General features: G+C 48.9%; 25 protein-coding genes. 12 read left to right on the forward strand and 13 right to left on the reverse strand.

Translation table 11 applies throughout. The features are described from left to right. Window positions 1–64: 64 nt before the first annotated feature. Window positions 65–2,485, reverse strand: coding sequence for a Lon protease family protein (locus MJ768_RS07625; RefSeq protein ID WP_239289787.1), 2,421 nt, complete (start codon window positions 2,483–2,485; stop codon window positions 65–67). 179 nt (window positions 2,486–2,664) lie between these two features. Further along, window positions 2,665–3,291 carry a cytochrome b/b6 domain-containing protein gene (locus MJ768_RS07630; protein WP_239289789.1) on the reverse strand — a complete coding sequence of 209 codons (627 nt, stop codon included), beginning with the start codon at window positions 3,289–3,291 and terminating at the stop codon, window positions 2,665–2,667. Window positions 3,292–3,592: 301 nt separating this feature from the next. On the opposite strand from MJ768_RS07630, the gene MJ768_RS07635 reads away from it, so the two are divergent. After that, on the forward strand, window positions 3,593–4,468 hold the full coding sequence (locus MJ768_RS07635; RefSeq protein ID WP_239289791.1) for an HD-GYP domain-containing protein: 876 nt from the start codon (window positions 3,593–3,595) through the stop codon (window positions 4,466–4,468). A 205-nt stretch (window positions 4,469–4,673) separates the two neighbouring features. On the opposite strand, the gene MJ768_RS15155 is transcribed toward MJ768_RS07635, so the two are convergent. Continuing rightward, on the reverse strand, window positions 4,674–4,865 hold the full coding sequence (locus MJ768_RS15155) for a Thivi_2564 family membrane protein (protein ID WP_305855916.1): 192 nt from the start codon (window positions 4,863–4,865) through the stop codon (window positions 4,674–4,676). A gap of 580 nt (window positions 4,866–5,445) precedes the next feature. Here MJ768_RS15155 and MJ768_RS07640 point away from each other — a divergent pair. The 5 genes from MJ768_RS07640 (at window position 5,446) to MJ768_RS07655 (ending at window position 11,022) form a co-directional block, all read left to right on the forward strand. Continuing rightward, window positions 5,446–7,272, forward strand: coding sequence for a diguanylate cyclase (locus MJ768_RS07640; protein ID WP_239289801.1), 1,827 nt, complete (start codon window positions 5,446–5,448; stop codon window positions 7,270–7,272). 360 nt (window positions 7,273–7,632) lie between these two features. Next, window positions 7,633–8,997 (forward strand): hypothetical protein, encoded by a 1,365-nt coding sequence (locus MJ768_RS07645; protein WP_239289803.1) that lies wholly within the window; start codon window positions 7,633–7,635, stop codon window positions 8,995–8,997. A gap of 111 nt (window positions 8,998–9,108) precedes the next feature. Further along, complete coding sequence (locus tag MJ768_RS15160; RefSeq protein ID WP_256449840.1) at window positions 9,109–9,234, forward strand: hypothetical protein; 126 nt, start codon at window positions 9,109–9,111, stop codon at window positions 9,232–9,234. Between the two features lie 103 nt (window positions 9,235–9,337). Then, complete coding sequence (locus tag MJ768_RS07650) at window positions 9,338–10,264, forward strand: ABC transporter ATP-binding protein (RefSeq protein ID WP_239289805.1); 927 nt, start codon at window positions 9,338–9,340, stop codon at window positions 10,262–10,264. After that, window positions 10,261–11,022 carry an ABC transporter permease gene (locus MJ768_RS07655; protein ID WP_239289807.1) on the forward strand — a complete coding sequence of 254 codons (762 nt, stop codon included), beginning with the start codon at window positions 10,261–10,263 and terminating at the stop codon, window positions 11,020–11,022. Before MJ768_RS07650 ends, MJ768_RS07655 begins: the two co-directional genes overlap by 4 nt. Before the next feature lie 45 nt (window positions 11,023–11,067). Here MJ768_RS07655 and queD read toward each other — a convergent pair whose 3' ends face one another. Further along, on the reverse strand, window positions 11,068–11,517 hold the full coding sequence (gene queD / locus MJ768_RS07660) for a 6-carboxytetrahydropterin synthase QueD (RefSeq protein WP_239289809.1): 450 nt from the start codon (window positions 11,515–11,517) through the stop codon (window positions 11,068–11,070). A gap of 314 nt (window positions 11,518–11,831) precedes the next feature. Here queD and MJ768_RS07665 point away from each other — a divergent pair, with 314 nt between their 5' ends. Beyond that, window positions 11,832–12,056, forward strand: coding sequence for a bacterioferritin-associated ferredoxin (locus tag MJ768_RS07665; RefSeq protein WP_239289811.1), 225 nt, complete (start codon window positions 11,832–11,834; stop codon window positions 12,054–12,056). 10 nt (window positions 12,057–12,066) lie between these two features. Then, the gene (gene bfr / locus MJ768_RS07670; protein ID WP_239289820.1) at window positions 12,067–12,531 is read left to right on the forward strand and encodes a bacterioferritin; all 465 of its coding nucleotides are present in this window, start codon (window positions 12,067–12,069) and stop codon (window positions 12,529–12,531) included. 191 nt (window positions 12,532–12,722) lie between these two features. On the opposite strand, the gene MJ768_RS07675 is transcribed toward bfr (MJ768_RS07670), so the two are convergent. The 6 genes from MJ768_RS07675 to MJ768_RS07695 all read right to left on the reverse strand — a co-directional run bounded on the left by MJ768_RS07675 (window position 12,723) and on the right by MJ768_RS07695 (window position 19,073). Next, a complete protein-coding gene (locus MJ768_RS07675; RefSeq protein ID WP_239289822.1) occupies window positions 12,723–14,165 on the reverse strand; it encodes a DUF4139 domain-containing protein in 1,443 nt (480 codons plus the stop codon). Window positions 14,166–14,459: 294 nt separating this feature from the next. Continuing rightward, window positions 14,460–14,924: a bacterioferritin gene (bfr, locus tag MJ768_RS07680; RefSeq protein WP_239289832.1), complete on the reverse strand. Its 465-nt coding sequence runs from the start codon at window positions 14,922–14,924 to the stop codon at window positions 14,460–14,462. A gap of 135 nt (window positions 14,925–15,059) precedes the next feature. After that, complete coding sequence (locus MJ768_RS07685) at window positions 15,060–15,551, reverse strand: hypothetical protein (RefSeq protein ID WP_239289834.1); 492 nt, start codon at window positions 15,549–15,551, stop codon at window positions 15,060–15,062. A 5-nt stretch (window positions 15,552–15,556) separates the two neighbouring features. After that, window positions 15,557–17,431, reverse strand: a complete 1,875-nt coding sequence (locus MJ768_RS07690) for a S8 family serine peptidase (protein WP_239289836.1) — start codon at window positions 17,429–17,431, stop codon at window positions 15,557–15,559. Window positions 17,432–17,524: 93 nt separating this feature from the next. Further along, window positions 17,525–18,133 (reverse strand): PAN domain-containing protein, encoded by a 609-nt coding sequence (locus MJ768_RS15380; RefSeq protein WP_445082978.1) that lies wholly within the window; start codon window positions 18,131–18,133, stop codon window positions 17,525–17,527. A gap of 571 nt (window positions 18,134–18,704) precedes the next feature. Continuing rightward, complete coding sequence (locus MJ768_RS07695) at window positions 18,705–19,073, reverse strand: Mth938-like domain-containing protein (protein WP_239289838.1); 369 nt, start codon at window positions 19,071–19,073, stop codon at window positions 18,705–18,707. Window positions 19,074–19,264: 191 nt separating this feature from the next. On the opposite strand from MJ768_RS07695, the gene MJ768_RS07700 reads away from it, so the two are divergent. The 3 genes from MJ768_RS07700 (at window position 19,265) to thrC (ending at window position 23,447) form a co-directional block, all read left to right on the forward strand. Further along, a complete protein-coding gene (locus tag MJ768_RS07700) occupies window positions 19,265–20,503 on the forward strand; it encodes a pyridoxal phosphate-dependent aminotransferase (protein ID WP_305855918.1) in 1,239 nt (412 codons plus the stop codon). A gap of 99 nt (window positions 20,504–20,602) precedes the next feature. Next, window positions 20,603–21,916 (forward strand): homoserine dehydrogenase, encoded by a 1,314-nt coding sequence (locus MJ768_RS07705; protein WP_239289840.1) that lies wholly within the window; start codon window positions 20,603–20,605, stop codon window positions 21,914–21,916. Between the two features lie 97 nt (window positions 21,917–22,013). Further along, complete coding sequence (thrC, locus tag MJ768_RS07710) at window positions 22,014–23,447, forward strand: threonine synthase (protein WP_239289842.1); 1,434 nt, start codon at window positions 22,014–22,016, stop codon at window positions 23,445–23,447. A gap of 178 nt (window positions 23,448–23,625) precedes the next feature. Here thrC and MJ768_RS07715 read toward each other — a convergent pair whose 3' ends face one another. Further along, on the reverse strand, window positions 23,626–23,955 hold the full coding sequence (locus tag MJ768_RS07715) for a hypothetical protein (protein ID WP_239289852.1): 330 nt from the start codon (window positions 23,953–23,955) through the stop codon (window positions 23,626–23,628). Window positions 23,956–24,048: 93 nt separating this feature from the next. Between MJ768_RS07715 and MJ768_RS07720 the strand changes: the two genes are divergently transcribed. After that, window positions 24,049–24,438 (forward strand): REP-associated tyrosine transposase, encoded by a 390-nt coding sequence (locus MJ768_RS07720; protein ID WP_239289854.1) that lies wholly within the window; start codon window positions 24,049–24,051, stop codon window positions 24,436–24,438. Window positions 24,439–24,501: 63 nt separating this feature from the next. Here the strand turns inward: MJ768_RS07720 and MJ768_RS07725 are convergent, their stop codons facing one another. Beyond that, complete coding sequence (locus MJ768_RS07725; RefSeq protein WP_239289856.1) at window positions 24,502–24,972, reverse strand: hypothetical protein; 471 nt, start codon at window positions 24,970–24,972, stop codon at window positions 24,502–24,504. A 620-nt stretch (window positions 24,973–25,592) separates the two neighbouring features. Further along, window positions 25,593–25,925 (reverse strand): BON domain-containing protein, encoded by a 333-nt coding sequence (locus tag MJ768_RS07730; RefSeq protein ID WP_239289858.1) that lies wholly within the window; start codon window positions 25,923–25,925, stop codon window positions 25,593–25,595. Window positions 25,926–26,064: the final 139 nt, after the last annotated feature.

The raw sequence follows: 26,064 nt of genomic DNA on the forward strand, positions 1-26,064 counted from the left end.
CCTTGCGGTATGATCATCCTGTGCTGCAACTTTGAGGGGAGACCTCAGAGTCTGCTCCCGTTATTCAGCGCAAATACTTACGTCCTTCCTTCGGATGTTCCAGTACCTGACACGCGCGGCGATAGGCCAGCAAGGTTTTCTGGGCATGGCCCAGCACGCTGCCATAAGGATAATTACCCGTCCCGTTCGCGATGCCGACCGAGAGACCGGTGAGCAGCTCTATGCCTTCGCTCGTATGCTCTGCGGTGTAGATATGAAATAAACCTTTGGCGACGGCCTCAATGACCTTGTGTTCCAGCATCAGATGCCGACGGTTACGGTGTGGAATCAACACGCCTTGGCTGCCGTCCAGTCCGGCCGTTTCACAGACACGAAAGTAGCCCTCTATTTTTTCGTTAATTCCACCCACCGGCAACACCTCTCCGTGCTGATTGACCGCGCCGGTAACCGCGATACCTTGCTTGAGAGGCAAGCCCGACAAGGACGAAAGCAAAACATAAAGTTCAGCACAGGAAGCAGAATCACCCTCTACACCGTAATAGTCCTGTTCAAACGCAATTGATGCATTAAGTGCGAGCGGTGCAATATGGGCAAATAAGGCGGACAAGTAGTTCTGCAAAATGAACACGCCCTTATCGTGGATCGGCCCGGACATTTCCACCTCGCGTCCAATATTGAGCAAACCATCTTCACCGGCAAAGGTGCGCGCCGTGACTCGTATCGGAAAGCCAAAACGGTAATCCCCCAGATCTATCTGGGAAAGACCGTTGAGTTGGCCCACTTTCTCACCATGCACTGTGATCAGCACATCACCTTCTGCAATGGATTCTTGCAAGCGCTGATCGGGGTAATCGTGGCGCAAAATGCGCGCACGAAGTGCAGCCTCTACATCCGCTGCCTCGACCAGAAGACCGGAACGAGCGCGGCAGAGCGCAGCACTTTCCATTACCAGCGCCTCGGCGCGGGCGAAGATCGCGCTTTGGCGAGACTGATCGTCCGTTTCGCGATGGGAATCCTCTAGCAGATGAGCTACGGCAGCGGCGGAAAAATGCGGCAGCCCCATCTCCTGGCAAGCATGGGCGATAAAAATTGATGAAGCGCGGCGGGTTTCAGCGCTGGATAAAAAGCTTTCGGCAAAGTCTACCTTGACCCGAAAGCGGCGTGCGAACTCCGGATCCCCCTCCTGCAACTCATAATACTGTTCGCGCGAACCGATCAAAATAATCTTGACTTCAATATCCACCGCCTCTGGTTCGAGCGAAACGGCCGCAATCGGTGTGAGAGCTGTACCCGGCTCTTCGATTTGCAGCTTGCCGCTACGCAACAAGCGCCGCAGCTTCTCCCACACCAGATCATCGTTCAGCAGATCGCGTAGATGCAGCATGAGAAAGCCCCCGTGCGCTTTGTGCAGGCTACCAGCGCGGATGCGGGTAAAATCAGTTACCAACACATCGTTTTCGGTCTGATATTCAATGCTGCCGAACAGCGAACGGAATAATGGATTATCTTCGATGATTACCGGCGCACCGCTCAGGCCATCATTGTCCACTACCAGGTTCACCCGGTAACGGGACAATACTTTGCTTAATGCCTCCTGCCGACTTTCTTCATCGGTATCGGAAACCTTGAACTGCTCCAGATTATCGAGTACGTCCTGCATGACCTGCTCCAGATATGCACTAAGCTTGACGTAATCTTTGACCTCCTGTTTCAATCCGTCCCTGATTCCCTGTAATTCATGATTCAACAACGGCTTCACCACTTGGCGCCGCAACGCCGCCAAGGCATCGTTCATAACGCGTTCCAGCGGCCGGGTTTTTTCGAAATAACTGGTAATCTTCGCGCGCAGTTCCTGCTCGGCCTGCTCTATCTCGGCCCGGAGTTCTTTCGGCAAGGCAAGTACTTCGTCTTCACTAAGTACGTGCCCCTTTTTACCCAACAGAGTAAAAACCATGTGCCCTGCCTCACGCTGAATAGCGAACTTGCGGGCTTCGGCAAAGGCCTCAAGTTCGGCGAAGTTTTTGCTTTCTTCTTCCTTGTAGGTTTTTTCAATGCGCTCGCTTTCGGCTTTGAAATCCTGCCCCGCCATGCATTGCGGTATTTCCGTCTGCAGGGATTTCGTCATCCGCACCATGAGTTGGCGCAGCAGGCGTCCCTGCCCGGCTGGCAAATACAGAGCCTGCGGTCTTTCCGGTGCATCGAAGTTGTGCAGATAACATAAGTCGGGCGGCACTGCCTTATTTGCGGCGGTCGCCTGCATCGCTTGCCTGAGCAGCGAAGATCGACCACTGCCGACTTCACCCAGCACGAACAGGTTGTAGTCGGGCTGATCCATTCCAAGACCAAAACGGGCAGCCATTTCCGCGCGCTCCTGCCCGATCCAGGGTAGTGGATACGGCAGCAATTCTGCAGTATTAGAGAATCCAAGTGAATCGGGATCGATGGTGAAGCGAAGATCGGCGGGAGTCAGGTTTGAGATCAGCATTTTTTAACCACGGGGTTACACAGGATTTCCGAATTGTAACCATTAATCTGGATTACATTACTCCTGTGTCAAGGTGTTGCTCTGCCGTCATCAGTGACGGGATGAAAATGATAGCGTCCCCTTTATCAAAATAGCGACCATCGCAATGACAATCGAAGTCATTTAGTATCTGCAGCAGCTTATTCTGAATCCTTCTCGCCGGTGATCATGGCCTTCACCAGGTTTTCCTTGTGTAATCTGCTGTAAACAACAACCCCCAAGATGTGAAGTACGATCAGGCCAAGCATGAAGTTGGAAGCGGCCTCATGAATTTCCTCCCAATACTCATCACCTTTGTTTTTTCCACTTTCAACGGCTCCATTTCTTTTACGATCCCCTTCCTCTGCTTTGGCAAAAGATATGACTGAAATCTCGGCATTGGCAGCCAACGGGCCGTGCCCCTCAGCAGCATAAGCCTTGAGGCCGGTAAAAGTCACAACAAGCAGGGTTGCCAGCATCAGCACCACCATGTAACCGCCCGCAGGATTATGTCCGACATAGCGTTGTGGAGAGCCGCTTGCCAGACTTTTCAGGTACTGAATCACCTTGGCCGGCCCGAATACAAAATCCTTGAACCGTGCATGCTCTGGCCCAATAAACCCCCACAGGATTCGGAAAATCACCAGGCCAATGACAACATAACCAGCATAGGCATGTAGAGAATCCTCTTCCTCACCGGTAAGAAAGGCGATGGTAAAAAATACCACCAGCGACCAGTGAAAAACTCTGATCAAGGGATCCCATACCTTAATAGTGTTCTGGCTCATGACAGTTTCTCCTTGCTCAATGAGATTAAATAACAGGCGGTTAAATTATAAAAATACACCTCGGCCATTCTATACGCGAAATTACGCCATCACCATGCACTATAAAATCAACCCTATGGGCAAATTGAAAAAATTTCTTACATTCACGATACCTTAACCAAAATGCATTAGGGTCGGTCAACGTAAACTTAGCCTGTAATCACAGGTATCACTTAACGGGCGCCCAACAGGAACGCCGCCACTCCGTACCGGAATATGCCAGTACGCTGAGTGCTACGCCGATTGGAATGAAAGCTATAATTTGTCCTCAGATCGTTGGGTCTTGCGGGTGTTTACTCCCTTACGGGAGGTGAATGGAAATCTGACGGGTTACTTCGAAGGTGTCCGTCTTGTCCCTGCGTGGCAGCGGAAACAGATTCTGGTGGATTCCCTTACGGTCGCTTTGATGGTGGGATTGGCATCTCTACTTTGTGGTGGTGTGCTCTATCCCGTCGTGATTCGGCTCTCCTCCGAAAATCAACGCAAAGCTCAAGAGGTGCTTGAATCGCATATTTCGATGATGGAAGCGCTGGGGCGTGCGATTGCCAAGCGTGATTCGAATACGGGCGCGCACAACTATCGTGTGGCATGGATCTCCGCCATGCTGGCTGAGACCCTTGGGATCAAGGGAGACGGGATGCAAGCATTGATTGCCGGCAGTTTTTTACACGATGCTGGAAAGATCGGGATTCCCGATGCGATTCTGCTCAAGCCAGAAAAGCTGACAGAAGATGAAATGGATTTGATGCACACTCACGTAACAATGGGTGAAGAAATTATCACCGGCGGTGGCTGGCTAGATGGCGCCAGAGAAGTAGTAGCCTGCCACCATGAAAAATGGGACGGCTCAGGATATCCGCGTGGATTAGTCGGTGAGGCCATCCCTTTAGTTGCCCGCATATTTGCGATTGTTGATGTGTTTGATGCCCTGTGTTCAAAACGCCCCTACAAGGAACCGCTCCCGCTGAATGAGGTGATGGATATCCTTCAGCAAGGATCGGGCGTCCACTTCGACCCGAAACTGCTCAAGGTGTTTTCAAGTATTGCCAGTAAAGTTTACGAAACGACCATCCACGCATCTGAGGCAGAAGTGAGAGCCCTTATGAAGAAAATGGTGCGGCGACACTTTGGCAACTGACTACCTTACCAAATTTGTCTGGCTTGGTGACTAAATCCAGTTTCTCATAGCCCCGTATATTACCCGAGGCACGTCCCAAAGTGACCGATGGGATTGCTTGCCATCAACCCGCGCTAAATTGGCGTGCATCCGGCTTAAAAAGCATTGCTATGCCACGTTTCATTCGCGACAATTTCGGTTTCACAATGCCAGTTAAGTACGCTGGCTATAGGCGAATCGGTGGCAGATAGCCGCCAGGAAGAATACCGACCACCGACAGAACGATCAGGATCAACAAAATGATGAAAAGAACACGGACGATCTGCGCCACCGGTGCCGGTAGGGGCAACATACTAATTAGCCACCATATGAGCCCGAAGACGACCAGATATATGATGAGATTAACGATTAAGTTCATTTTTTCCTCTGCAGTTTTAAAAAAACCGATTTGTCTACCCCATCATAACCGCCCTGAAGAAAGAATAACCGCAGGGCGGAAAATAATCAATTGGTTCCACTACGGAAGTATTGCCGCTTTCGTGGACGGTCGCTTGTTGGCCAAGAACCGTCATTAAATGAAGAAAATTATTCTTTGATATGGTTATCAATTTAGATCGGCTCGCATCAGGACGTTTTTGATCACTATCCGATTGGATTCACTGAAGTGAAGAAATTTTGGTATGTTAATCTAAGCATTAAAAATAATGTTTTGGTGCAATAATTTAGAACGCTGTCATGCAAAAATTCTCCTAAGTAAACGTACTAGTGCAATCATCCGCATTCATGCTTTTTACCTAATTGCCGCCTGCATTGTCTACTGCAAAAAGTATCAATGTTTTACTGTCATATGCAATTATTGATTGTTACCGAAGTTGCGATAAACCTTTCATTGTCTCAAATGATTACCCTGTATTGCCACAACTACAACGAAACATGTACAAACTGATGTTAACTACATAATGACGTTGGACGCTTCTCACAACAGCATAGGTTTTAATATGCATCAGCGATTGCTGGCAGCAAACAATTTGACGTTAGCGCACATCGCACGGGGTGCTCCTCTTGCCCAGACGCTAACCTGTATTGTGAATGGCATTGAAGATCAAAATTCCGAAATATCGGGTGCCATTTTTCTGCTGGATGAGGATGGCAATCGCCTGCATCTGGGAGCTGCACCCAGTCTGCATCAAGACTACAGTCGCGCAATTGATGATATTGCTACTGACGTTGGAGTCTGGGCGGATCAACATGCAACGGATATCATGATTCAAATTACTGCCGAGAATGTAGAAGCAGGTCAATTCTGGCGCAGCTTTTGCGACTTGGCTCTGCAACATGGATTGTATATATGCTCGATGATCCCGATTCGGTCCTCCACAAACCGCATCCTTGGAGTTTTCGTCGCCTATTCTCAAAAACCAGATCAAGCAAGCGACAAGCATCGACAAGCCATTGTTGATGTCACAGCGCTGGCATCCATTGCCATTGAGCGCAATATCGATAAAGCCAAGATAAAAAAGGCGGAGGATAACTTGCTCGAGAGTGAAACAAGAATGGCGCTTGCAATCGAAGGGAGTGGAGCCGGGATTTGGGATCGGAATATCTCAACTGGTGAGATTCATTATTCAGCTGGCTGGAAAGCAATTCTAGGTTACACGGATGCAGATATCACCAATCGGATTGAAGATAGTTATACACGTGTGCATCCCGAAGATTTGGCTTCCGTTCAAGCGATAATACAAGCGCATTTTGATCAAAAGACAGAAAGCTATGCGGCGGAACACAGAATCCGCTGCAAGGATGGCAGCTACAAATGGATATCGAGCCGCGGCAAGGTTGTTAGCCGCGACATGGAAGGCCAGCCGCTTCGTATGATAGGCATGACTACTGATATAACGGCCATGAGGGCGTTGTCCGATAGGCTACAGCAGAATGTTGACTTGATAACCTGTCTGACAAATGAAATTCGGGGTCTCGTATTCCAATATCGTCTATTGCCGAATGGAGATGCATTTTTCTCTTATGTCAGCGAGGGAATCAGGGATATTTACGAGGTCACGCCAGAACAGGTCGCCGATAATGTCTCTCTTATACATAAAGTCATTCATCCAGATGATTTCACAAATTACTGTGCTTCACTTGAAGCCTCCGCCGCCAGCCTGATGCCCTGGTATCATGAGTACCGCGTCATATTGCCCAGGCAAGGTCTACGTTGGCGGCATGGGGACGCGCGGCCTTGTCGACTGCAGGACGGCAGCATACTGTGGCATGGTTTTATCACCGACGTTACCGAACGTAAGCGCAGAGAAATTGAATTACAGGAATTCGCCACAATTGATTTTCTGACGCAGTTACCCAATCGGCGCTATTTTATGGCGCGTATGGAAGAAGAGCTGGCTCGAATTCAAAGAGTCACCGGCACGCATACGGCAGTTCTGATGTGTGATCTTGATCATTTTAAAATAATCAATGACAGTTACGGTCATGCCATTGGTGACCTGGTACTCAAGCATTTCGCAACCATTCTGCGTGACAAACTGCGCAAAAACGATACCGTGGGCCGTGTAGGTGGCGAAGAGTTTGCAATTGTTCTGTCCGGTGCGGATGTCACTGAGGCAAATATCTTTGCTAAACGAGTGCAGCAACAGATGGCAGAAACGCCCCTCGTAAAAGGCAATGTAGCAATCTCAGTAACAGTGAGTATCGGTATTGCTGTCATGAATGTGACCGATACGAGCGCTGACGCACCTCTTTCTCGCAGCGACATGGCGCTTTACCGTGCCAAAGAAAATGGTCGCAACCGTATTGAAATTGCCGTTGATTAGCGTTCACGCCCGGCAGGGCTGCTCTGGGTCGAGGCTGTGTCAAAACGCATGAAGGATACTATTAAAAATATCCCGATTGCCGCGTCCTGACGCATCGATTTTCGTTGCTCATCGGAAAGAATGATCAACATACCAAGATTCATCATTCGCTCCGTGGAAAGGACGCGAACACGGCAATCGAAGAGCCGAATAGCTCAAACAATTAGTAAGCACTACACCAGCGATTACAGAGCGGTAGATGGATATCGAGTCGGTGGCTTGGTAAGTAAACAACGAAAAAACAGCATGTTAGCGAAACGCAAAGCGCGGCTGGACGCATCGTCAAGTTAGGTTTGGCGGGTTAAGTAAGGTTAAGGAGCCATGATGCAAGACCAAGGGTTATTGGAGTTCAAGTCATTTTTTGGCAATCTTCAGGCGGGTAGTAACACCGCGCCTATAACTTTCCGCTCTCGTATTGATGGATCGGGCAAGGTCGAGTTTGATTTTGGTGCGATTGTCTTGACGAAGGAAACTAGCTTCATAATGAAATGGTGGGATGGCGAAGGGTCGCGCCCCGGCTACTTCTCACTTTCAGGGAAAGCGGAGGATGGTACCGAATTTAAAACCGTAGACCTTCACTTTAATAGTCTTGCGAATAAATGGTGCAAAGAAACAGGAAGTCGCATGAGTCCTATTGGTGGCTGTTCGCGAGCTGAATTTCACCGCAAGCTAGCGGCACAAACTCCTAAACCCACGCTTCGCATGTATGTGAAAGGATTTCAGAATCTTCGTCAGCTAAGCTCAGAATGTTGCCTCGGAATAGTCGCTATGGTCGGTGAAAGCTCCATTAATGATCCTGACAACATCACTGGCTATATCGCAGTACAGTCAGATAACGAGCCTGCCGATCTGACTGCATGGCATGCGCAGGCCGATAAGCTTCTTGAGCACATTCGGCGGGTGATGTCCTTCGCTTCGGCAACTGTGCTCAAGAGGCCGGTCATAGAGTTTTACTCGGGAGATGACCTGAAAGTGGTCGCATTGACGCAAACTCGGCAATTATCGACACCTTTCCGCACTTTTCACTATCTCAATCAGCAACCAGTTTTCGATGCGGCTGTGACCTCTTTCTTTAACCCTCCATTTGAATTAAAAAACTTTTTCTTCGCCATCGAATGGTTTGCCATGGAGGCAACCTATAAAGAGGTTAGTTTGGTGAACGTCATGACCGCACTCGAAAACCTTGTCGCATCTAATCTTGGCGTCAATGACAAATTGATTCAGCCGAAAAAGGAATTCAAAATTCTTCGTAAAGTCCTCAAACAACGTATTGAGAAGTGGTCAACAGATGAGGCTAACATCGCTAATGGAATTGTGGGGGAACTCGATGAAAAACTTGCCGAACTGAATCGTCGATCACTTCTCAATAATCTTATGATTCTGACGCAGCGTTGGTCAGTGCCGCTCGACGGGATTGGTGAAGACAAGATCAACGCGGCCAAGAAGGCTCGCGACCTCATCGTGCACCAGGGTCACTACCCTAATGACGGGAAGGATGTAAACGATGACCTGTGGGAGCACGTCACGGTTATCCGGGAAATTGTGGTTCGATTCTTATTGACGGCAATTGGTTATCGCGGAGGTTACTTCTCATACATCGGCGGGTGTCACGACGCGCAGTTTCCTCCGCAGGCGGACGATAAAAACGCGAAACAAAGTACCCCGCAGCAAACTACAGGGTATTAACTGCGCTCTTCAATCAGCTGATTTTAAAACCAGCCTTCGTCCCAAGGTGCGGGAAGAACTAAAAAGGCCAGGTTAACAATTTAATTGTTGGCAAGAGATTATAGGTAGTTCATGTCACGTTTTATCGGCTTGAAGGTGGAACTGCGCAAAAAGATTCAATCCATCGAAGAGCCTGAACTGGGGTTGGCCGCGTTTATAAAGTATAGGCCGGAAAGTTTGAAGGCTATGGATTTTTAGAGGTGCCCTTTATTGATAAAACCAATGGGTTGGACGCTCTAACTATTAATGCTCCAATAGCATAATGTTTCAATTGAAAATTTATTATCAATAAGGAGATTGCGTGCAGTCAGTTATATCAGTCGAAAATCTCACAAAGACCTACGCCTCGGGCTTTATGGCTCTCAAAAGCATCAATCTGGAGATTCAGCGTGGAGAAATCTTTGCCCTGCTGGGTCCGAATGGAGCCGGCAAGACGACATTAATCAACGTCATTTGCGGGATCGTCAATCCGAGCCAGGGTAAGGTTCTGGCCGACGGTCATGACATAGTTTCTGACTATCGCGCGGCCAGATCAAAAATCGGCCTGGTGCCGCAGGAGCTTTCCACCGATGCCTTCGAAACCGTTTTGGCCACGGTGAAATTTAGTCGTGGCTTGTTTGGTAAACCGCCAAACCCGGCCTATATCGAAAAAGTGCTGCGTGATCTGTCCCTGTGGGACAAGAAAGATGCAAAAATCAGGACGCTGTCGGGCGGTATGAAGCGCCGGGTAATGATCGCCAAGGCTCTATCCCATGAACCACAGATTCTATTTCTCGACGAGCCTTCAGCTGGCGTTGACGTCGAACTGCGCCGTGACATGTGGGAGATGGTCCGGGGATTACGAAAAAGCGGCGTGACCATTATTCTTACCACTCATTATATTGAAGAAGCCGAGGAAATGGCCGACCGCATCGGGATAATTAGCAAAGGCACAATTATCCTGGTAGAGGACAAGGTCAGATTGATGGATAAGCTGGGCAAAAAGCAGCTCAAGCTGTATCTGCAGTCTCCTTTGGCGCACATCCCCGAGGAACTCGCCGGATATCCACTTGAACTATCGGCCGATGGCAATGAGCTGATCTACATCTTTGACGCCCAGGGCGAACAGACAGGAATCGCAGATATTCTACGACAGCTCGCCAAGCACGGGATCGACTTTAAGGATCTTCAGTCGAGCCAAAGCTCACTGGAAGAAATCTTCGTTAATTTGGTAAGCGGACGATCATGAATTTTTATGCTATTCGCGCGATCTATTTTTTTGAGCTGGCGCGCACCTGGCGAACACTTATGCAAAGCATTGCATCGCCAGTCATTTCGACTTCGCTTTATTTCGTGGTGTTTGGCTCAGCGATCGGCTCGCGCATGACCGAGATCGACGGTATCAGCTATGGGGCCTTTATTGTCCCCGGTCTGATCATGCTAGCCCTGTTGACGGAAAGCATTTCCAATGCCTCTTTCGGTATTTACATGCCGAAATTCTCGGGTACTATCTACGAGATCCTCTCCGCCCCTATTTCTTATGTGGAGATCGTCATTGGCTATGTTGGGGCTGCGGCCACCAAGTCCATCATCCTGGGCTTGCTCATTCTGGCCACAGCGCGGCTTTTCGTTTCATTTGAAATCGCGCATCCACTGTGGATGATTATCTTCTTGGTACTCACTGCCGTTACCTTCAGCCTCTTCGGTTTTATTATCGGTATTTGGGCTGACGGATTCGAGAAGTTACAAATCATACCCATGATGATCATCACGCCGCTGGCTTTTCTGGGCGGAAGTTTTTATTCGATTAGCATGCTGCCACCCCTGTGGCAAAAAATCACGCTGTTCAACCCGGTGGTCTACCTGATAAGTGGTTTCAGATGGAGCTTTTATGGCGTTTCAGACGTCAACGTGGCCATCAGCGTTGGTATGACGTTGGTCTTTCTTCTCCTGTGTCTCACAGTCGTGTGGTGGATTTTCAAGACGGGATACCGACTCAAGAGCTGAGGATGCCAAGATTGTGCAGATGCAGCAATCATTAATTCATCAAAGTTAGCTTGAGTTGCGCAGGCAGTCTGCCCAGTTATTTGGCGTCTCGTAAATGCGCACGCGTTCCAGTTGCAGGTTATTCCCAAAGCTATGGTGATATGCGCTGTCGAGCAGCTTGAATGCCAGCATGGCAAGATTTTCTGCGGTGGGTGGCACTTCCAGAACTACAGTTTTGTGGTTGGGCAGTGAGTTCAGAAAATCCAATACCGCTTTGTCACTGCGATATACCAGGAAGGCATGGTCCCACGCATCCACCAGTTGTTCCTTGGCTATGCGTTTCACTTCAGTGTAGTCCATTACCATGCCTTGTTCGGATAAGCCATCGGTGGTGATGATCTCGCCGGACAGGGTAATCTCAATGGCGTAGCGGTGGCCGTGCAAATGCCGGCACTGGCTGGTGTGACTGGGGATGCGGTGACCTGCATCAAATTCTAGCCTTCGGGTAATTTGCATGATGGGTGCGAGCTGTGTAGGTGTGCGGATTATAACTTGAATGCAGCAAGCGCATCCCGTAAGGCGCGCAGCGCTTCCTGCTTTCCTCGGCTTTCTCTTGCAACTGCAAGAGGCTCGCCAGCCTATCCACCCAAGTTAAGCATCCCTCCAAATAACAAATAAGTTGCATTTTGTTTATTATTAAGTATCATTCTCATTATTGATTAGAGAATCAGCCGTGGAAAAGTTTGACCAGAACCCGTCTCCCAGCATCAAGAAGCAGTTTTATTGCGGGACAAAAACAAGCTGATCTACATAAGATAAAGGCCAGAATTATGTATATTTGTATTTGTAAGGGCATCACCGATTCCGCCATCCGTGAAGCCGTCTGTCAAGGCGCATGTCGTATGCGGGATTTGAAAACTTGTCTGGGTGTAGGTACGCAGTGCGGTAAATGTGCCTGCCATGCCAAGCAGGTTTTGAATGAGGTTCTGGCAGACTTAAGGCATGTTAAAGTAATTTCACATCAACCCAGCCATCTGGTTGAGGCCATAACCTAAGGAAGCCAACATGAAAGGCAATAAAGACATCATTCAGTTTCTAAACAGTCAACTGAAACTCGAGCTGACTGCCATTAACCAGTATTTTCTTCACGCACGCATGTACAAGAACTGGGGTTTTAATAGCCTGGGCAAGCACGAGTATGACGAATCCATCGAGGAAATGAAGCACGCTGATCTGCTGGTAGAGCGCGTTTTGTTTCTGGAAGGCCTGCCTAATTTGCAGGAACTCGGCAAGCTGATGATCGGCGAAAAAGCCGAGGAGTGCGTGGCCTGCGATCTCAAGCTAGAATTAGCCGCACGCGATAATCTGGTCGCTGCGATGGCGGCCTGTGAAAGTGCTAGCGATTATGTTTCTCGCGAAATTTTTAAAAAAATTCTGGAAGACACCGAAAAGCACATTGATTGGCTGGAAACCCAGTTGGACGTGATGCAGAAAGTCGGCATCCAGAATTGGCTACAAAGCCAGATGTAACTCGATATCAGCCGCCAACGCCTCCGGCCAGAGGTTTTTTATAAGTCAGTTCTCTTGGGTAAATAATTTACAGCAATCAAATCGGTTGTGTTTTCAATTTTATGCGCCCTGGATTCAAAAACAAAAATGCAGCATCTTATGCTGCATTAGCTCATGGCTGGATTACCCAAAGAATATGATTCCCCGCAGTATCAATATTTGACGCGCACCCGGTAAGTCAACGTGGCCTTACCGTCAGCGGGTACCGTTACTTTCCATTCTGCGATGCCGGACGTCGCCTTGGTGTGAGGTTGAGATTCGGATATCATCGTCCAGTCACCAGGCATGGGTTCTCGCACCACCACTGTGACTGACTCGTTCTTGGCATTTTTCAATACAATCTGGTAGGCACTTTCGAAGATGTTACTAGTACGCCCCGTTCCGGCCAGTTTCTGAAAATCCGTCTGCTTCTTGTCGGCTGTTACATCAAATGCATCCCCCAATTTCAGGCGAATAGACTCATTTTTAGGTGTGTGATTAATTTGATCTTCACCTACAAATTGGGCATTGCTATGAGCATCTTTTTTGTAAACACGGATTACCCCCTTGGGTAGCGGAATCCCTAAGCCCTCGCCCTTGTTTTGAAATTCTACAAAGACACCCACTTTAAGCTTCTGACCAATGTCTCCATACTGTCCAGAATAATAGTAATTCGCACCTACCAACAAAAACTCTTTATTTATGGGTACGCTGGATGCCGACATCAGCGCCACCTGCTTGGTCTGGTTCTCCATTAATGTCGTAGCGCGTTGCAGCGTATAGAGATGATATTCAAACAGTGATTCTTCTTTCATCTCCTCCGCATCTGCCATTTTCGGCGTCATAGCCATCATGTTGCGCGAAATTGATTGCGGTTGGCGCACCCGGTTCAGATCGCCGGCAACCAGTTGCAACTTGGCATTCGGATACGCTGCCCCACTTTGATTGGTTAGCGTGACCCAGCCATTGAGATCAAGGCGGTCATCGCGTTCATTTAATTCAGCCACATAGTCGGCGCGCCATGATAGCCCAGCAGTCAAATAGGAAAGTTCAAGATTTTGTTCGCCCGCAACAGGGTTGATGAGTGAGACAACCAGAGTAGGTTTGTCACGTAAATTTTCCGGAACACCGGAGAATGCCAAGCGACCAGGGATGCCGGTCTCTATACGGTCGGAAAATTTGAGTACGGTACCCCCATTGGTTGCAAGCACTGTGGCTGTTTCTCTGATTTCCGTACCGGTGGCTGGGTTGGTTCGAATTACTGTCACCTCTTTATTGAGATATTTCTCCAGCAGTTTCTGCGGCGTCAACAGATCAAAATCGAAATTTTGCTCCTGCAAGCGGAATCCGCCGGGATTGGTGAGATTGCGCAATAGTGCCGTCTCGGGCCGCATTTGAGCGGAGACTTCGCGCCAAGCCAGTTTATTGAAATCACGATCCAGTTTTACCCTGCGTGCATCTTTAATTAAAGCCAAGTTGTCGTTGTAAATCGTGACAGCGACTTCCTTTTGATCTGACAGCGTTGTGGCTTTCTCATCCCGAGGAGCGGCAGCTCCATTTAGAGATGTTAATAGGGAACTCGCTACAATCATGTTTGCAATTGATACCTTTGACATTTAATTTCCCCTTTATAGTCCGCAAATTGACATTTGAAGTACCCCACCTTATGGTGGTTTGATATAGCGTATTTTTGATTCGATATGACTGATGACCGTTGGGTGAGTGAGAGGTAGAAAGGTCGAGCAAGGTGATTGCCCAGCGATGGGATGAATCGAACCACGATCCACAAGTGGCTGAATCGCGCGAGGCGCAGGTGCGGGTCTGCGCAAGCTCAAAGCAAGAAAAACTCATGGAGGACGCCCCTTGCTGATGCAAACAGGCTCGGAATCAAGCCCCCAACCCAGAACGATTTACATCTGGCTTTGTAGCCAATTCTGGATGCCGACTTTCTGCATCACGTCCAACTGGGTTTCCAGCCAATCAATGTGCTTTTCGGTGTCTTCCAGAATTTTTTTAAAAATTTCGCGAGAAACATAATCGCTAGCACTTTCACAGGCCGCCATCGCAGCGACCAGATTATCGCGTGCGGCTAATTCTAGCTTGAGATCGCAGGCCACGCACTCCTCGGCTTTTTCGCCGATCATCAGCTTGCCGAGTTCCTGCAAATTAGGCAGGCCTTCCAGAAACAAAACGCGCTCTACCAGCAGATCAGCGTGCTTCATTTCCTCGATGGATTCGTCATACTCGTGCTTGCCCAGGCTATTAAAACCCCAGTTCTTGTACATGCGTGCGTGAAGAAAATACTGGTTAATGGCAGTCAGCTCGAGTTTCAGTTGACCGTTGAGAAACTGAATGATGTCTTTATTGCCTTTCATGTTGGCCTCCTTAGGTTATGACCTCAACCAGATGGCTGAGTTGATGTGAAAGAATTTGTACGCTTTATATTTCTCTTGAGTAGTCTGAATATACGGTCGCTGGTGTTCCGGTAGTAGTCGGACAGTACCGGGTATTTATTTTGACTCTGAAGCCGAATTTTCAATAGTTGCGATCCAGATTTCTATTCCGTAACCTTCTATGCGCTGATCGATGCGTTTGCCGACAATTTTGACTTCATGGCCAACAAATGGCTTAAGGGTTTCAACGTCAAGACCGGCCACGTACACGTTTAATTTATTTGTACCGACATCCAGCCTGAATGGCATGTCGCGGGTGTTCGGCCCCTCTCGAACATGGGCCAGTTGAAGCACACCGATAAGAACTTCCTCTGGTTCCGGCCTTTCCAGATAGAAAGACTTTTCGGCGAAAACTTGCAGAGGCTTCAGCTTTTCATCTCGCGGAATAATTTTTTTTCCATACTGCCCGGGAGTCACCGGCACCTCCGATGTGGGTCGCCGGTGGCTCGTCTTGCCAGGTTCGCTTGTGTTTGCGAACGGTTTACAGCCGATCCCAAGACAAGCTGCCAGAATGACTGCAACAAAAGCTCGCTGTACTCCTGTCAGCATCGAAATTAATTGCGGACGTGGGTTGCCCAGTACACTGTTTGAGACCCCGTGGGAACATTGTATCCCCTGATTCGGATCACCCAGGTTCCCGCTTGCAAAGCACCGTTCACGCCAGTTCGCTCGAAGATACTGACACCTGAGTAGCCTTTGGCCCGCTCGATACCCGATGGATCAATCAGATGCACGTCGATATCGTTGTGAGTCTGCGTTGCCGATTCGGGCCACCACAAGGCGGCATCCAGATTACTTTTGCCGACCCCGACGTTTATGGGAATGTCGATATTAACGTGATTCCCAACGGATACCTTGCCCCACCAAGCGTGCCCATTGGTCGCCATTTGAATAGGCCCCGCACCCACCGTGTTGTCATAGGGCCATTCCCTCTGACCATAGAGGATCATGAAAGCATATGTCTGGCCGTTGTCGAATGATCCAAACTGTTGCAACCAGTTGCGAGCCAGCATGGCGGCAGCCGCCGCATAAGGTGTGGCGCCACTTGTGCCACTGAACACCTGTAACGCGGTATCGTTAGTATTGCTGGCTGTCTCGCTCCATGTTGGGGCCTGAATATCCGGCTTGTAACGCGAGTCGGTAGCGGGTCCGCGCCCTTGATTATTGTACTGTGCGCCACCGTCAGTCATGAAACCACCGACACCGAGGACCTTGTGCGCGATTCCCGGCGAACGCACTGTCGATGCGTTCGGACCAAAATTTCCATTGGCTGAGACGAAAATGATGCCGGCATCGTAAGCATTGTCGGCTGCTGTTGCGATAGTGCCAGTCTCTGACTCGCTCGCCTGGATCTCACCGACCAGGACCTTGTCAAACGCCGCGATGCCTGCTTGAATACCTCGCACGGCAGCCGCCGTGTTTAAACCGCCAGACGTATAGATCTGCCAGCTATCCAGGTTTATTGCAGTAACGCCCCGGTACTGGTTACCAAGTCTATTGTTTCCGGTCAGAAGTCCGGCGGAACTCGTGCCGTGATTCCATGAAAAGTCTGTAGGATCGAAATTGGGATTCGATGTGTCGTTGCAGTTATTCCCACCGTTGACGCAATCCCGCATCCATGCAATGTGATCGGGCGAATTGAACATGTCGTGTGTGTCTCGAACTCCTGTGTCGAGAAGACCGATCCATGGGTTGGTAAGTCCCAAGTTGAAATAAGGATCCGAGACAATTCTGTCCCGACCATCCTGAGCATCGTTATTGTTGTTTGCGTCTTGCGGCGGTTTTTCACCTCCCTCTACTGGTTGGAGATAAACGACTTCCCGGGATTCAGAAAGACGTTTTACTTCTCCGATTTTGACGGTTCCAACGACGCTATTGACGATCCAGAAACTGTCGGATTGCTTGAAATTGCCGTACTTAGCCAGTTTTTTCAAAGACTGAGCCTGAGACTCCTCGCGCGCTCTCTTGAGTTTGTTGATTGCATCCAATCGCCGGGTTTTACCTTTTTCACGATTCTCCTCCGAGCCTAATTCGGGCAGTCGTGGTATCCGTGTATCCTCCTTGAACGTGACGATGATCTCTACAGATTCGTCAGCATTTTTTGTACCGATCCATTCCAGAAGCACGGGGCTGATCTTCGAGATAGGGCGGGTCTCGCCACCATCGTTATCTTTCTTTTCATATTTTTCATCTATGTAGATATTCTTGACGGGAATCTCATATGTGCCGGAAAACTCGCCTGTTACATCTTTAGAAGTGGATGCCGATCGGACCTGATTCAATGGGTCAAGTACCACACCGTAAGGGTTATGAATGCCGTCGTCGAATTTAGGCTCCGGAACCTTCGTCTGTGTTGTGCACCCAATCACGGACGTTACGAAGACAACGAAACTCAGGGAAACTAAATATTGATTGCTGTTTCTTTGCATGATTTTTACCTCCATTTAATATAACTTCAAGAATTAAAAATAAATTTTTAAGTAGATTAAATTTATAAAGTGGGTGGATTATTAAGCGCTGAGTTAATCAATACGAACCGATCTCGACCGGAACTTCACGCCAGAGATCGTGTTCCGGTCACTCACCGGAGGGGGAACGCCAGCCTTCAACCAACAGCGGCCACGTGGCCCCTGAATTCCCCGCCGCAAATAGGACCAAGCCGCACACATTTGATCGTTCGTGCATGCAGTCTCGCAGGTCTTCCATGAGTCGATCAAGAAATTGTTATAGTCTGACCCTGGACGATTGGTATTATCCTCTGCCTTCAGATCGCGTTTTGAAATGTGTTCACGTGAGCCGGAGTTGCAGCAATTATCCTTAACCAGAGTTGGAATTCTGTCCTTGAGCCAGCAATGTCCACTTGGCCCCTGGATTCCAGGTTTGACCCAAGTCCAAGCCTGACATCGAGGATCGCCCCCGCATGAGTTTCTGCAGACAAATGCCGAATGTGCATTGAAATTGGCATAATCGAAACCGGGCAAATTGAATCCGTCGACAGCGTGTGCTGGTATGGAAAACACCGATATCGCGGCTGCAACAAGAAGGTAAGATCGCATGATATGTCCTCCGCTGAATATGCCAGTGAAATGTCGCCTGCAGCATAGCGGGCGACTAAAACAAAGCACCTGCATTGTTTTTTACAACATTAATGCATCAAACAAAATATGCTGTTCAGGATCGAATCCTAAGATAACAACTATAAAAAGCGAATAAGCAAATTGCTTATTTTGGCTAAAGAATTCATATTTTTTAACATAAGGGTACTTCTAAAAATTTAGAGTTCTAAACAAGACTTAGGCGCGAATAAAAAATGTTGACGCAGAATATAATTGATATGTAAGGAAACATTTTTTGTGAGCGACGACGTATTGTGACGAAATTTGATTTTTTAGATGTGCCCATAAATTATTTTTAATGCCGGATGAATTTGGGTGGCCAAGCTGGATGCGCAGCAGAAAACGGCCAAGTTGTAATTCAGGTGGTGGAAACGTGCTGACTTGATGGGGGATTCTGTGTGGTGCGGCTTTCCTCGTCGGCCACAATCATTTGCGGAAAAATCGGTTCAGATGAAACTTAAATACTACGCTTGCACATAAATATACTGACACACGAAGGAAGTTGGCGGCAGCATAATACGACTTTGTTTCAAGGGGGCTTGCTCGGAATGGTGAATAACGTTGCGTAGTGAACTTCTCAAAAAAATTATAGCAAAATGGCGGCAACTACTTTGCGGTCTTCTCCCATTAGGATGTTGTAAGTGCGGCAGGCGGCGGGGGTATCCATACTTTCCACGCCGATGCCGGCCGCAGTTAATTGTTGATATAGGCGTGGATGCGGAAAGCGCTGCTGCGCGCCGGTTCCGAGCAGCACAATTTCTGGCTTCATGGCTAGAAGATAGGCGAAGTGCGATTCACTTAATGCATCGAAACCTTGCGGCTGCCAATCGGTGAATACCTGTTCCGGCGTGACCACTATGGAATGCTCAAAGCTCAGGCCGCTGACCGTGACATAGCCAGCGCCGTGGGCAGTGAAAATATTTTGGTTTGTGCGGGTGTTGAGATGCAGTTTCACGCGAGTTCTCCATTTGCTGACCCAGGCGCGCTCGGTTAGAATCACGCCCTTTGCAGTCAATAAGTTCAAGGGCCATAAGTGTATTTATGATGTTTTTCGTTCGTGTCAAATTCTACCACCCAGCGGATTGATGTCACAGTTTAGAAGCAACAGATTGAGAGAACCAATTGAAACAACTTGACAGCACAGATATGGAAATTGTGCCCCTTGTATTGAAATCCACCAAACTGGCCAGCGTCTGCTATGACATTCGCGGCCCTGTGATGGCGCGCGCCAAGCACATGGAAGAAGACGGCCATCGTATTATAAAACTGAATATTGGCAATTTGGCGTCATTTGGCTTCGAAGCGCCAGAAGAAATTCAGCAGGACGTAATACATAACCTGCCCAATGCTTCCGGCTATTCTGATTCAAAAGGGCTGTTTGCCGCGCGCAAAGCCATCATGCACTACGCCCAGCAAAAGAATATCGCCGGGGTAGGGCTGGAGGATATTTTTATTGGCAATGGCGCATCCGAATTGATTGTGATGTCCATGCAGGGACTGCTTAATACGGGCGATGAAGTACTGGTGCCAGCACCAGATTATCCGCTGTGGACGGCGGCGGTCACGCTGGCGGGCGGTACTCCGCGCCACTATTTATGCGACGAGCAGGCAGGCTGGTTGCCGGACATGGCTGACATCAGCAGCAAAATTACACCCAACACACGCGCCATCGTGCTGATCAACCCGAATAATCCCACTGGCGCGATATACCCGGATTCGTTGTTGCAAGAGATCATCGAAATCGCACGCAAAAACAGACTCATTGTGTTCGCCGACGAGATCTATGACAAGGTGCTCTATGATGGCGTGAGCCATACCTCAATCGCTTCGCTGGCGGATGATGTACTGTTCGTCACGTTTAACGGCCTGTCCAAGAATTATCGCGCTTGCGGCTATCGTGCCGGCTGGATGGTTGTGTCGGGCAGAAAGAAGCACGCGCAGGATTATATTGATGGCCTGGGCATTCTTGCTTCGATGCGTCTGTGTTCAAACGTGCCGGGGCAATTCGCCATCCAGACTGCGCTGGGAGGTTATCAAAGCATCAATGATCTGGTCGCGCCTTCCGGACGGCTGTGCAAGCAGCGGGACCTTGCATATCAATTGCTTACCGCTATTCCGGGTGTTACATGCGTCAAGCCGAAAGCCGCGCTATATATGTTTCCGCGCCTGGACCAGAAGATGTATCCGATCAATGACGATCAGAAATTTATCCTTGAACTGCTGGAAACCGAGAAGGTGCTCGTGGTTCAGGGTACGGGCTTTAACTGGCCGGATCCCGACCACTTCCGCGTGGTGTTTCTGCCGAACGCGGACGATTTAGTCGAAGCGATTGGCCGAATTGCGCGTTTTCTGGAGTATTACCGCAAACGTTATGGGAAGAAGTAAATAAGGGGATCTAAACGTGCCCTAACTCTTCCCAATCCCGGTTGTCAGGGGAGGCGGAGAGGGGTGAGTAAACGAATTGAATTTTGGAGTTAATAAATAATGAAACCAATGAACGTAGGTCTATTGGGTCTGGGCACCGTAGGTGCGGGCACATTTACTGTGTTGTCGCGCAATGCTGAAGAAATTTCCCGTCGTGCGGGTCGTCCCATACGCATTGTCGTGGTGGCGGAAAAGGATGTGGCGCGTGCCAATGAAATTATCCAAGGCGCCTGTCGTGTAGTTGACGATGCATTCGCTGTGGCGAGCGACCCGGAAGTGGATATCGTTATCGAGCTAATCGGCGGCTGCGGTGTGGCCAAGGAATTGGTGCTTAAGGCCATTGCTAATGGCAAGCATGTGGTCACTGCAAACAAGGCGCTACTGGCCATGCACGGCAACGAAATATTTGCCGAGGCACAAAAGCAGGGCGTGATGGTTGCATTCGAAGCGGCAGTGGCGGGCGGTGTGCCGATTGTTAAAGCGGTACGCGAGGGCCTGAGCGCCAATCGCATTGAGTGGATTGCCGGAATTATTAACGGAACTACCAACTTTATCCTATCCGAGATGCGCGATAAGGGGCTGAGTTTCGATACCGTGCTGAAAGAGGCGCAGCGCTTGGGATATGCCGAGGCCGATCCGACCTTCGACATCGAAGGGGTGGATGCAGCGCACAAGATCACCATCCTCTCTGCGATTGCATTCGGCATTCCGATGCAATTCGACAAGGCTTATATTGAGGGCATTTCCCAGCTTAATGCAAAGGACATAAAGTACGCCGAACAGCTAGGCTACCGCATCAAACTGCTTGGTATTACCAAACGCACCACGGCAGGTATTGAGTTACGCGTGCATCCCACCTTGATTCCCGCCAAACGACTGATCGCCAACGTGGAAGGTGCGATGAACGCGGTGGTAGTGCAGGGCGACGCAGTCGGTGCGACTTTGTATTACGGCAAGGGTGCGGGTGCGGAACCAACGGCCAGTGCGGTAATTGCCGATCTGGTTGACGTGACGCGTATGCACACCGCCGACCCGGAACATCGAGTGCCGCATTTGGCATTCCAGCCGGATCAATTGGTCGATCTGCCCATTCTGCCAATAACTGAGGTGGTGACCTGCTACTACCTGCGCCTGCGGGTGCAGGATGAACCTGGTGTGCTGGCCGATATTACACGTGTGCTGGCTGATGAACAGATTTCGATTGATGCCTTGATTCAGAAAGAACCGGGTGACGGTGAAGACGAGACGGACTTGATTTTGCTTACCCATTTGACACGCGAAAAACGCATCAATGCAGCTATTGCCAGACTTGAAAAGCTATCAGTGGTCGTGGGTAAAGTGACGCGCATCCGTATGGAAGAGCTGGGCAAATAAGGCATTCCGTCTCTACTGAGAGAAACTTGAAAAAACTTACTCTCTACCCCTCTCTTCTGTAACAGGAATAGGGATTAAAAATGAAGCGAGCAAAGCAATGAAATACATCTCTACACGCGGCAATTCACCCGCTAAAAATTTCACCGAAATCCTGCTCGGTGGGCTCGCGCCAGATGGCGGTCTGTACCTGCCGGAAGAATACCCACAAGTAACGCGAGCCGATTTGGATAACTGGCGCAATCTGTCTTATGCTGATCTCGCTTATGCCGTGCTGTCCAAATTTGCAACGGATATTCCTGCAGACGACCTCAAGGTGATCGTTAGCAAGACCTATACATCTGCCAGTTATCACAACGCCCGCGCCGATTCTGACACTCAGCAAATTACCCCGCTGCGTACGCTGGAGGCGGGAATGCATATTCTAGAATTGTCCAACGGCCCGACCTTGTCGTTCAAGGACATGGCGATGCAATTGCTGGGTAATCTGTTCGAGTACGTGCTGGACAAACAGCGCGAAGAACTTAATATCCTCGGCGCTACTTCCGGTGACACCGGCTCGGCGGCGGAATACGCCATGCGCGGCAAGCGCGGCATCCGCGTTTTCATGTTGTCACCGCACGGCAAAATGTCTGCTTTCCAGCGTGCGCAGATGTATTCACTGCAAGATCCAAATATCTTCAACATTGCCATCCGTGGCGTGTTTGACGAGGCGCAGGACTTGGTCAAGGCGGTGTCCAATGATCACGCCTTCAAGGCCAAATATAAAATCGGCACGGTCAATTCGATCAACTGGGCGCGCGTGTCGGCGCAGATCGTCTATTATTTCAAGGGCTACTTTGCCGCGACACAATCCAACGATGAGAAAGTTGCATTTTCAGTGCCTTCCGGCAATTTCGGCAACATCTGTGCTGGCCACATTGCGCGCATGATGGGCTTGCCCATCGGCCAGCTTATCCTTGCCACTAACGAAAACGATGTATTGGATGAGTTCTTTAGAACCGGCGTATATCGCCCGCGCGCGACGGATCACACCTATCACACCAGCAGCCCGTCGATGGATATCTCTAAGGCATCCAACTTCGAACGCTTTGTATTTGATCTGGTTGGGCGCGATGCAACCAAGGTGCGCGAATTCTGGAGCAGCATTGATGCAGGGGGCGCGTTCGATATCAAGGGCACGCCCTATTGGCATGAGCTGTCTAAATTTGGTTTCGCTTCCGGCAAAAGTACGCATCTCGACCGCCTCAAGATCATCCGCGAACTGTGGGAAGACTACAACGTAATGGTCGATACCCATACCGCCGATGGGATCAAAGTCGGCCTCGAACAACGCCGCCCCAGCTTGCCGCTGATCTGCCTGGAAACCGCATTGCCAGCCAAGTTTGAAGACACCATCATCGAAGCACTCGGACGCAATCCTGAACGGCCTGCCGGATTGGAGTGCATCGAGAAATTACCGCAACGCGTCGAGGTGATGGACGCAGATTTGGAAAAGCTAAAGGCGTACATCGCTGCCAAAATTCCGAATTAGAGCTCAAAACCCGTCGTATCCTGAACACACTTCAGCTCCGGCGATGGAGGGCGTACCGGCTACGCGAAAACCGTTGTTGTTACGTTTCGCGGACTCGTTCCTGTTTGTGTTTAGCCGCGGGCGCGTTATTTGCTCGCTGGAGCAACTATTCAGGGCACCCTCAAAAAAATGAATGACCCTACCCCTCAGCCGTGCGCCGCTTGCGGCCCGTCCCGCTTAAATGAGGGCTTAGCCTGGATGGCGGCTCTATAAGACATCCAGCTACAAACTTGTGAAGTACGCTGGCGATCAATGTCTGATATGGCATACCCTCCTCAAGGTCTCGGGCTTGAATATCCATCAAATCTGGCGTGGAAAGGCGTATGTTGATCCGTTTTTCCTTGAGAAAGGTAGCTGAAGCAGCGGCTTTGAATTTTGTCAGCTCTGCTTTTGAAGGAGAGGTGGACTTAAGCTCGCCCTTTTCATAGGCGGCTAAGATGTCTTTCTCAAACACATCAAGTTTTTTCATCTGGGTTACTCCTCAATAAATAATCTCTGGTTAATCTGGCTGAACAGCGCTCCGATGTGTTGGTGCGGCATATCGATGACTTGCGTGCAGCCCATGAAAACGGTGAAAGACGCGCATCCGTTTGCTATTCTGAAGATGGTGGTGTTGTCAAAACACCTGCTTGCGATATGGCGCTTGTCACCGGGTGATGCCGGCTATCCACTGCGCTGGTCGTTCATCAAGGCCGGGTTTTCCCAGCGGCTGGCAAAAGACGAACACATTCGTGCCAGTCGCCAAGCCAAGCGTGAGCGCGGCATTTGGCAGCGGCGGTATTGGGAACATCAAATTCGAGATGAGATTGATCTTGCGCGGCGCGTTGACTACATTCATTACAATCCCGTAAAACATGGCTGGGTCACTCGCCCAGTCGATTGGCCACATCTACATTGCATGGCTACATTGAGCGGAGAATGGCAGCATCAGATTGGACTGGAAAAGCCTTAAGTCAATAAAAAACCCGCCGAAGCGGGTTAAGGTAGCTAAATTGCAGTTTAGTTACGTATCATTTTAATGATGAGGAGACTGGGAGGTACTCTCGCCTTGCTTAATGTTACTCTTCTTGTGCCATGCGTCGTCTCTGTTCTTGTCCCAAGTAGAGTCGCTGTTCTTGTGCCAAGCATCATCCCGTTTCTGGTCCCAGGTATCACCCATCTTCCCTGCCTCCTCAGAACTGCCGACTGACTTTTGTTCGCTCCTCTGAGACACAATCTTTATTTCCATTGGGGTAATATTGTCGTCTCCATCAACATCCAATGTATGAAAATCCATATCATCATATTTCTTTTTTGTATAACCCATAAACTCGTGCCTAGCGACCTTTCCATCAGAATCCTTATCCATAGTTTTGAACATCGTTTCGTCCATTTTGAACACCTTATCATCCATTTTTCCTTGAGATGAATCAGAATCCGCGTGCGCCATTGATGTTCCCAAGATGAAACAGGATGACATAGCGAGGAATGCAATAGTTTTTTTCATTTGTAACTCCATGTAAAGTTAGGAAATTTATTAACTGAAATACTTTTGCCGCTCTAAAGAGTTTACCCAAGACAGCATTGGCATACTCTAAGATAAGGTTAACAAAGGGTTTTAAATACTGTCTGTGCACTTCCGCACATACGAACCATTAACATGAAGCTATCACGAAACTGTTCTCTGTTTTTTGCGATGGAGTGCAAATAATTCCTCCATTAATTGTGTGTAGCTCTGAGTCTTCTTGACGCGCAAGAAGCTGTGAGCCTTCCCGCTCTCCTGCTAGGTAATGGCGGTTTTTTATTTCGTCTTCCCTCGTACCCTCAAAACAAATCGTATAAAAAAGGTGATGACGCCCAAGCTCGATAGGTTGGACTTCATTTCGTTCAGCTCAACCTACCGAGCTTTAGATTAAGAAGGTGCAGTTTCAAAGGTTTTCATCCTTACCGGACGACGAGGTGTGTGGCTGAAAATTATGGCTAATCAGGTATTATTTTAACTTCGAAAAAAATGCCGCTTTCGGGGAAGTCGGCGGCATAAGGGAAGTGGTTTAAATATTTGCTATTGCAAACAATTCGTTAACACATCAGGCATTACTGTTGAAAAATATTATTTAATCTAACGCTTTAGTTATGCTCCATGATTTTAATGTCATTGTGGACCGTAACTACTCCTTTGGTATCCTGAGCAATTGAAACAGCCTTATCCGCTTCTGTTTGACTGTGGGCCGTGCCGCTCAACCATACGACACCATTTTTGTCTGTATCAACTTTAATATCCTTCAAGCTACCCAAATGGGTTTTAGCGGCCAGTTTGGCCTTTATTTTTGTTGTTATAACTGAGTCCTTAACGAATGTTACGGGACCTGAACGATTCGTATCTGAATCTGCGGTATAACCCACGACAGGTGCAAACATAATGCCAATCGCAAGACAAGTTGTAGCAAATTTTATTTTCATGATTCAAGTCTTTTCGGTAATTAAAATTTAATAATAATGTTTTCTTTTAAATCCATCTGTTCGCTTCCGCTCATAAGACGGAATTTAGGGTTAAAAAACTGTCACAGGATGGCTTGTATAGCCCGGTAGGCTGGGCTGA

The organism is Candidatus Nitrotoga sp. 1052 (assembly GCF_927312905.1).
GTDB lineage: Bacteria > Pseudomonadota > Gammaproteobacteria > Burkholderiales > Gallionellaceae > Nitrotoga.

Bases quoted from the DNA above. Each gene is read 5' to 3' on its own strand.
- MJ768_RS07625 (WP_239289787.1), bottom strand. From the start codon at position 2,485: ATGCTGATCTCAAACCTGACTCCCGCCGATCTTCGCTTCACCATCGAT.
- MJ768_RS07630 (WP_239289789.1), bottom strand. From the start codon at position 3,291: ATGAGCCAGAACACTATTAAGGTATGGGATCCCTTGATCAGAGTTTTT.
- MJ768_RS15155 (WP_305855916.1), bottom strand. From the start codon at position 4,865: ATGAACTTAATCGTTAATCTCATCATATATCTGGTCGTCTTCGGGCTC.
- MJ768_RS07640 (WP_239289801.1), top strand. From the start codon at position 5,446: ATGCATCAGCGATTGCTGGCAGCAAACAATTTGACGTTAGCGCACATC.
- MJ768_RS07645 (WP_239289803.1), top strand. From the start codon at position 7,633: ATGATGCAAGACCAAGGGTTATTGGAGTTCAAGTCATTTTTTGGCAAT.
- MJ768_RS15160 (WP_256449840.1), top strand. From the start codon at position 9,109: ATGTCACGTTTTATCGGCTTGAAGGTGGAACTGCGCAAAAAGATTCAA.
- MJ768_RS07655 (WP_239289807.1), top strand. From the start codon at position 10,261: ATGAATTTTTATGCTATTCGCGCGATCTATTTTTTTGAGCTGGCGCGC.
- queD (WP_239289809.1), bottom strand. From the start codon at position 11,517: ATGCAAATTACCCGAAGGCTAGAATTTGATGCAGGTCACCGCATCCCC.
- MJ768_RS07665 (WP_239289811.1), top strand. From the start codon at position 11,832: ATGTATATTTGTATTTGTAAGGGCATCACCGATTCCGCCATCCGTGAA.
- bfr (WP_239289820.1), top strand. From the start codon at position 12,067: ATGAAAGGCAATAAAGACATCATTCAGTTTCTAAACAGTCAACTGAAA.
- MJ768_RS07675 (WP_239289822.1), bottom strand. From the start codon at position 14,165: ATGTCAAAGGTATCAATTGCAAACATGATTGTAGCGAGTTCCCTATTA.
- bfr (WP_239289832.1), bottom strand. From the start codon at position 14,924: ATGAAAGGCAATAAAGACATCATTCAGTTTCTCAACGGTCAACTGAAA.
- MJ768_RS07685 (WP_239289834.1), bottom strand. From the start codon at position 15,551: ATGCTGACAGGAGTACAGCGAGCTTTTGTTGCAGTCATTCTGGCAGCT.
- MJ768_RS07690 (WP_239289836.1), bottom strand. From the start codon at position 17,431: ATGCAAAGAAACAGCAATCAATATTTAGTTTCCCTGAGTTTCGTTGTC.
- MJ768_RS15380 (WP_445082978.1), bottom strand. From the start codon at position 18,133: ATGCAGGTGCTTTGTTTTAGTCGCCCGCTATGCTGCAGGCGACATTTC.
- MJ768_RS07700 (WP_305855918.1), top strand. From the start codon at position 19,265: ATGGAAATTGTGCCCCTTGTATTGAAATCCACCAAACTGGCCAGCGTC.
- MJ768_RS07705 (WP_239289840.1), top strand. From the start codon at position 20,603: ATGAAACCAATGAACGTAGGTCTATTGGGTCTGGGCACCGTAGGTGCG.
- thrC (WP_239289842.1), top strand. From the start codon at position 22,014: ATGAAATACATCTCTACACGCGGCAATTCACCCGCTAAAAATTTCACC.
- MJ768_RS07715 (WP_239289852.1), bottom strand. From the start codon at position 23,955: ATGAAAAAACTTGATGTGTTTGAGAAAGACATCTTAGCCGCCTATGAA.
- MJ768_RS07720 (WP_239289854.1), top strand. From the start codon at position 24,049: ATGAAAACGGTGAAAGACGCGCATCCGTTTGCTATTCTGAAGATGGTG.
- MJ768_RS07725 (WP_239289856.1), bottom strand. From the start codon at position 24,972: ATGAAAAAAACTATTGCATTCCTCGCTATGTCATCCTGTTTCATCTTG.
- MJ768_RS07730 (WP_239289858.1), bottom strand. From the start codon at position 25,925: ATGAAAATAAAATTTGCTACAACTTGTCTTGCGATTGGCATTATGTTT.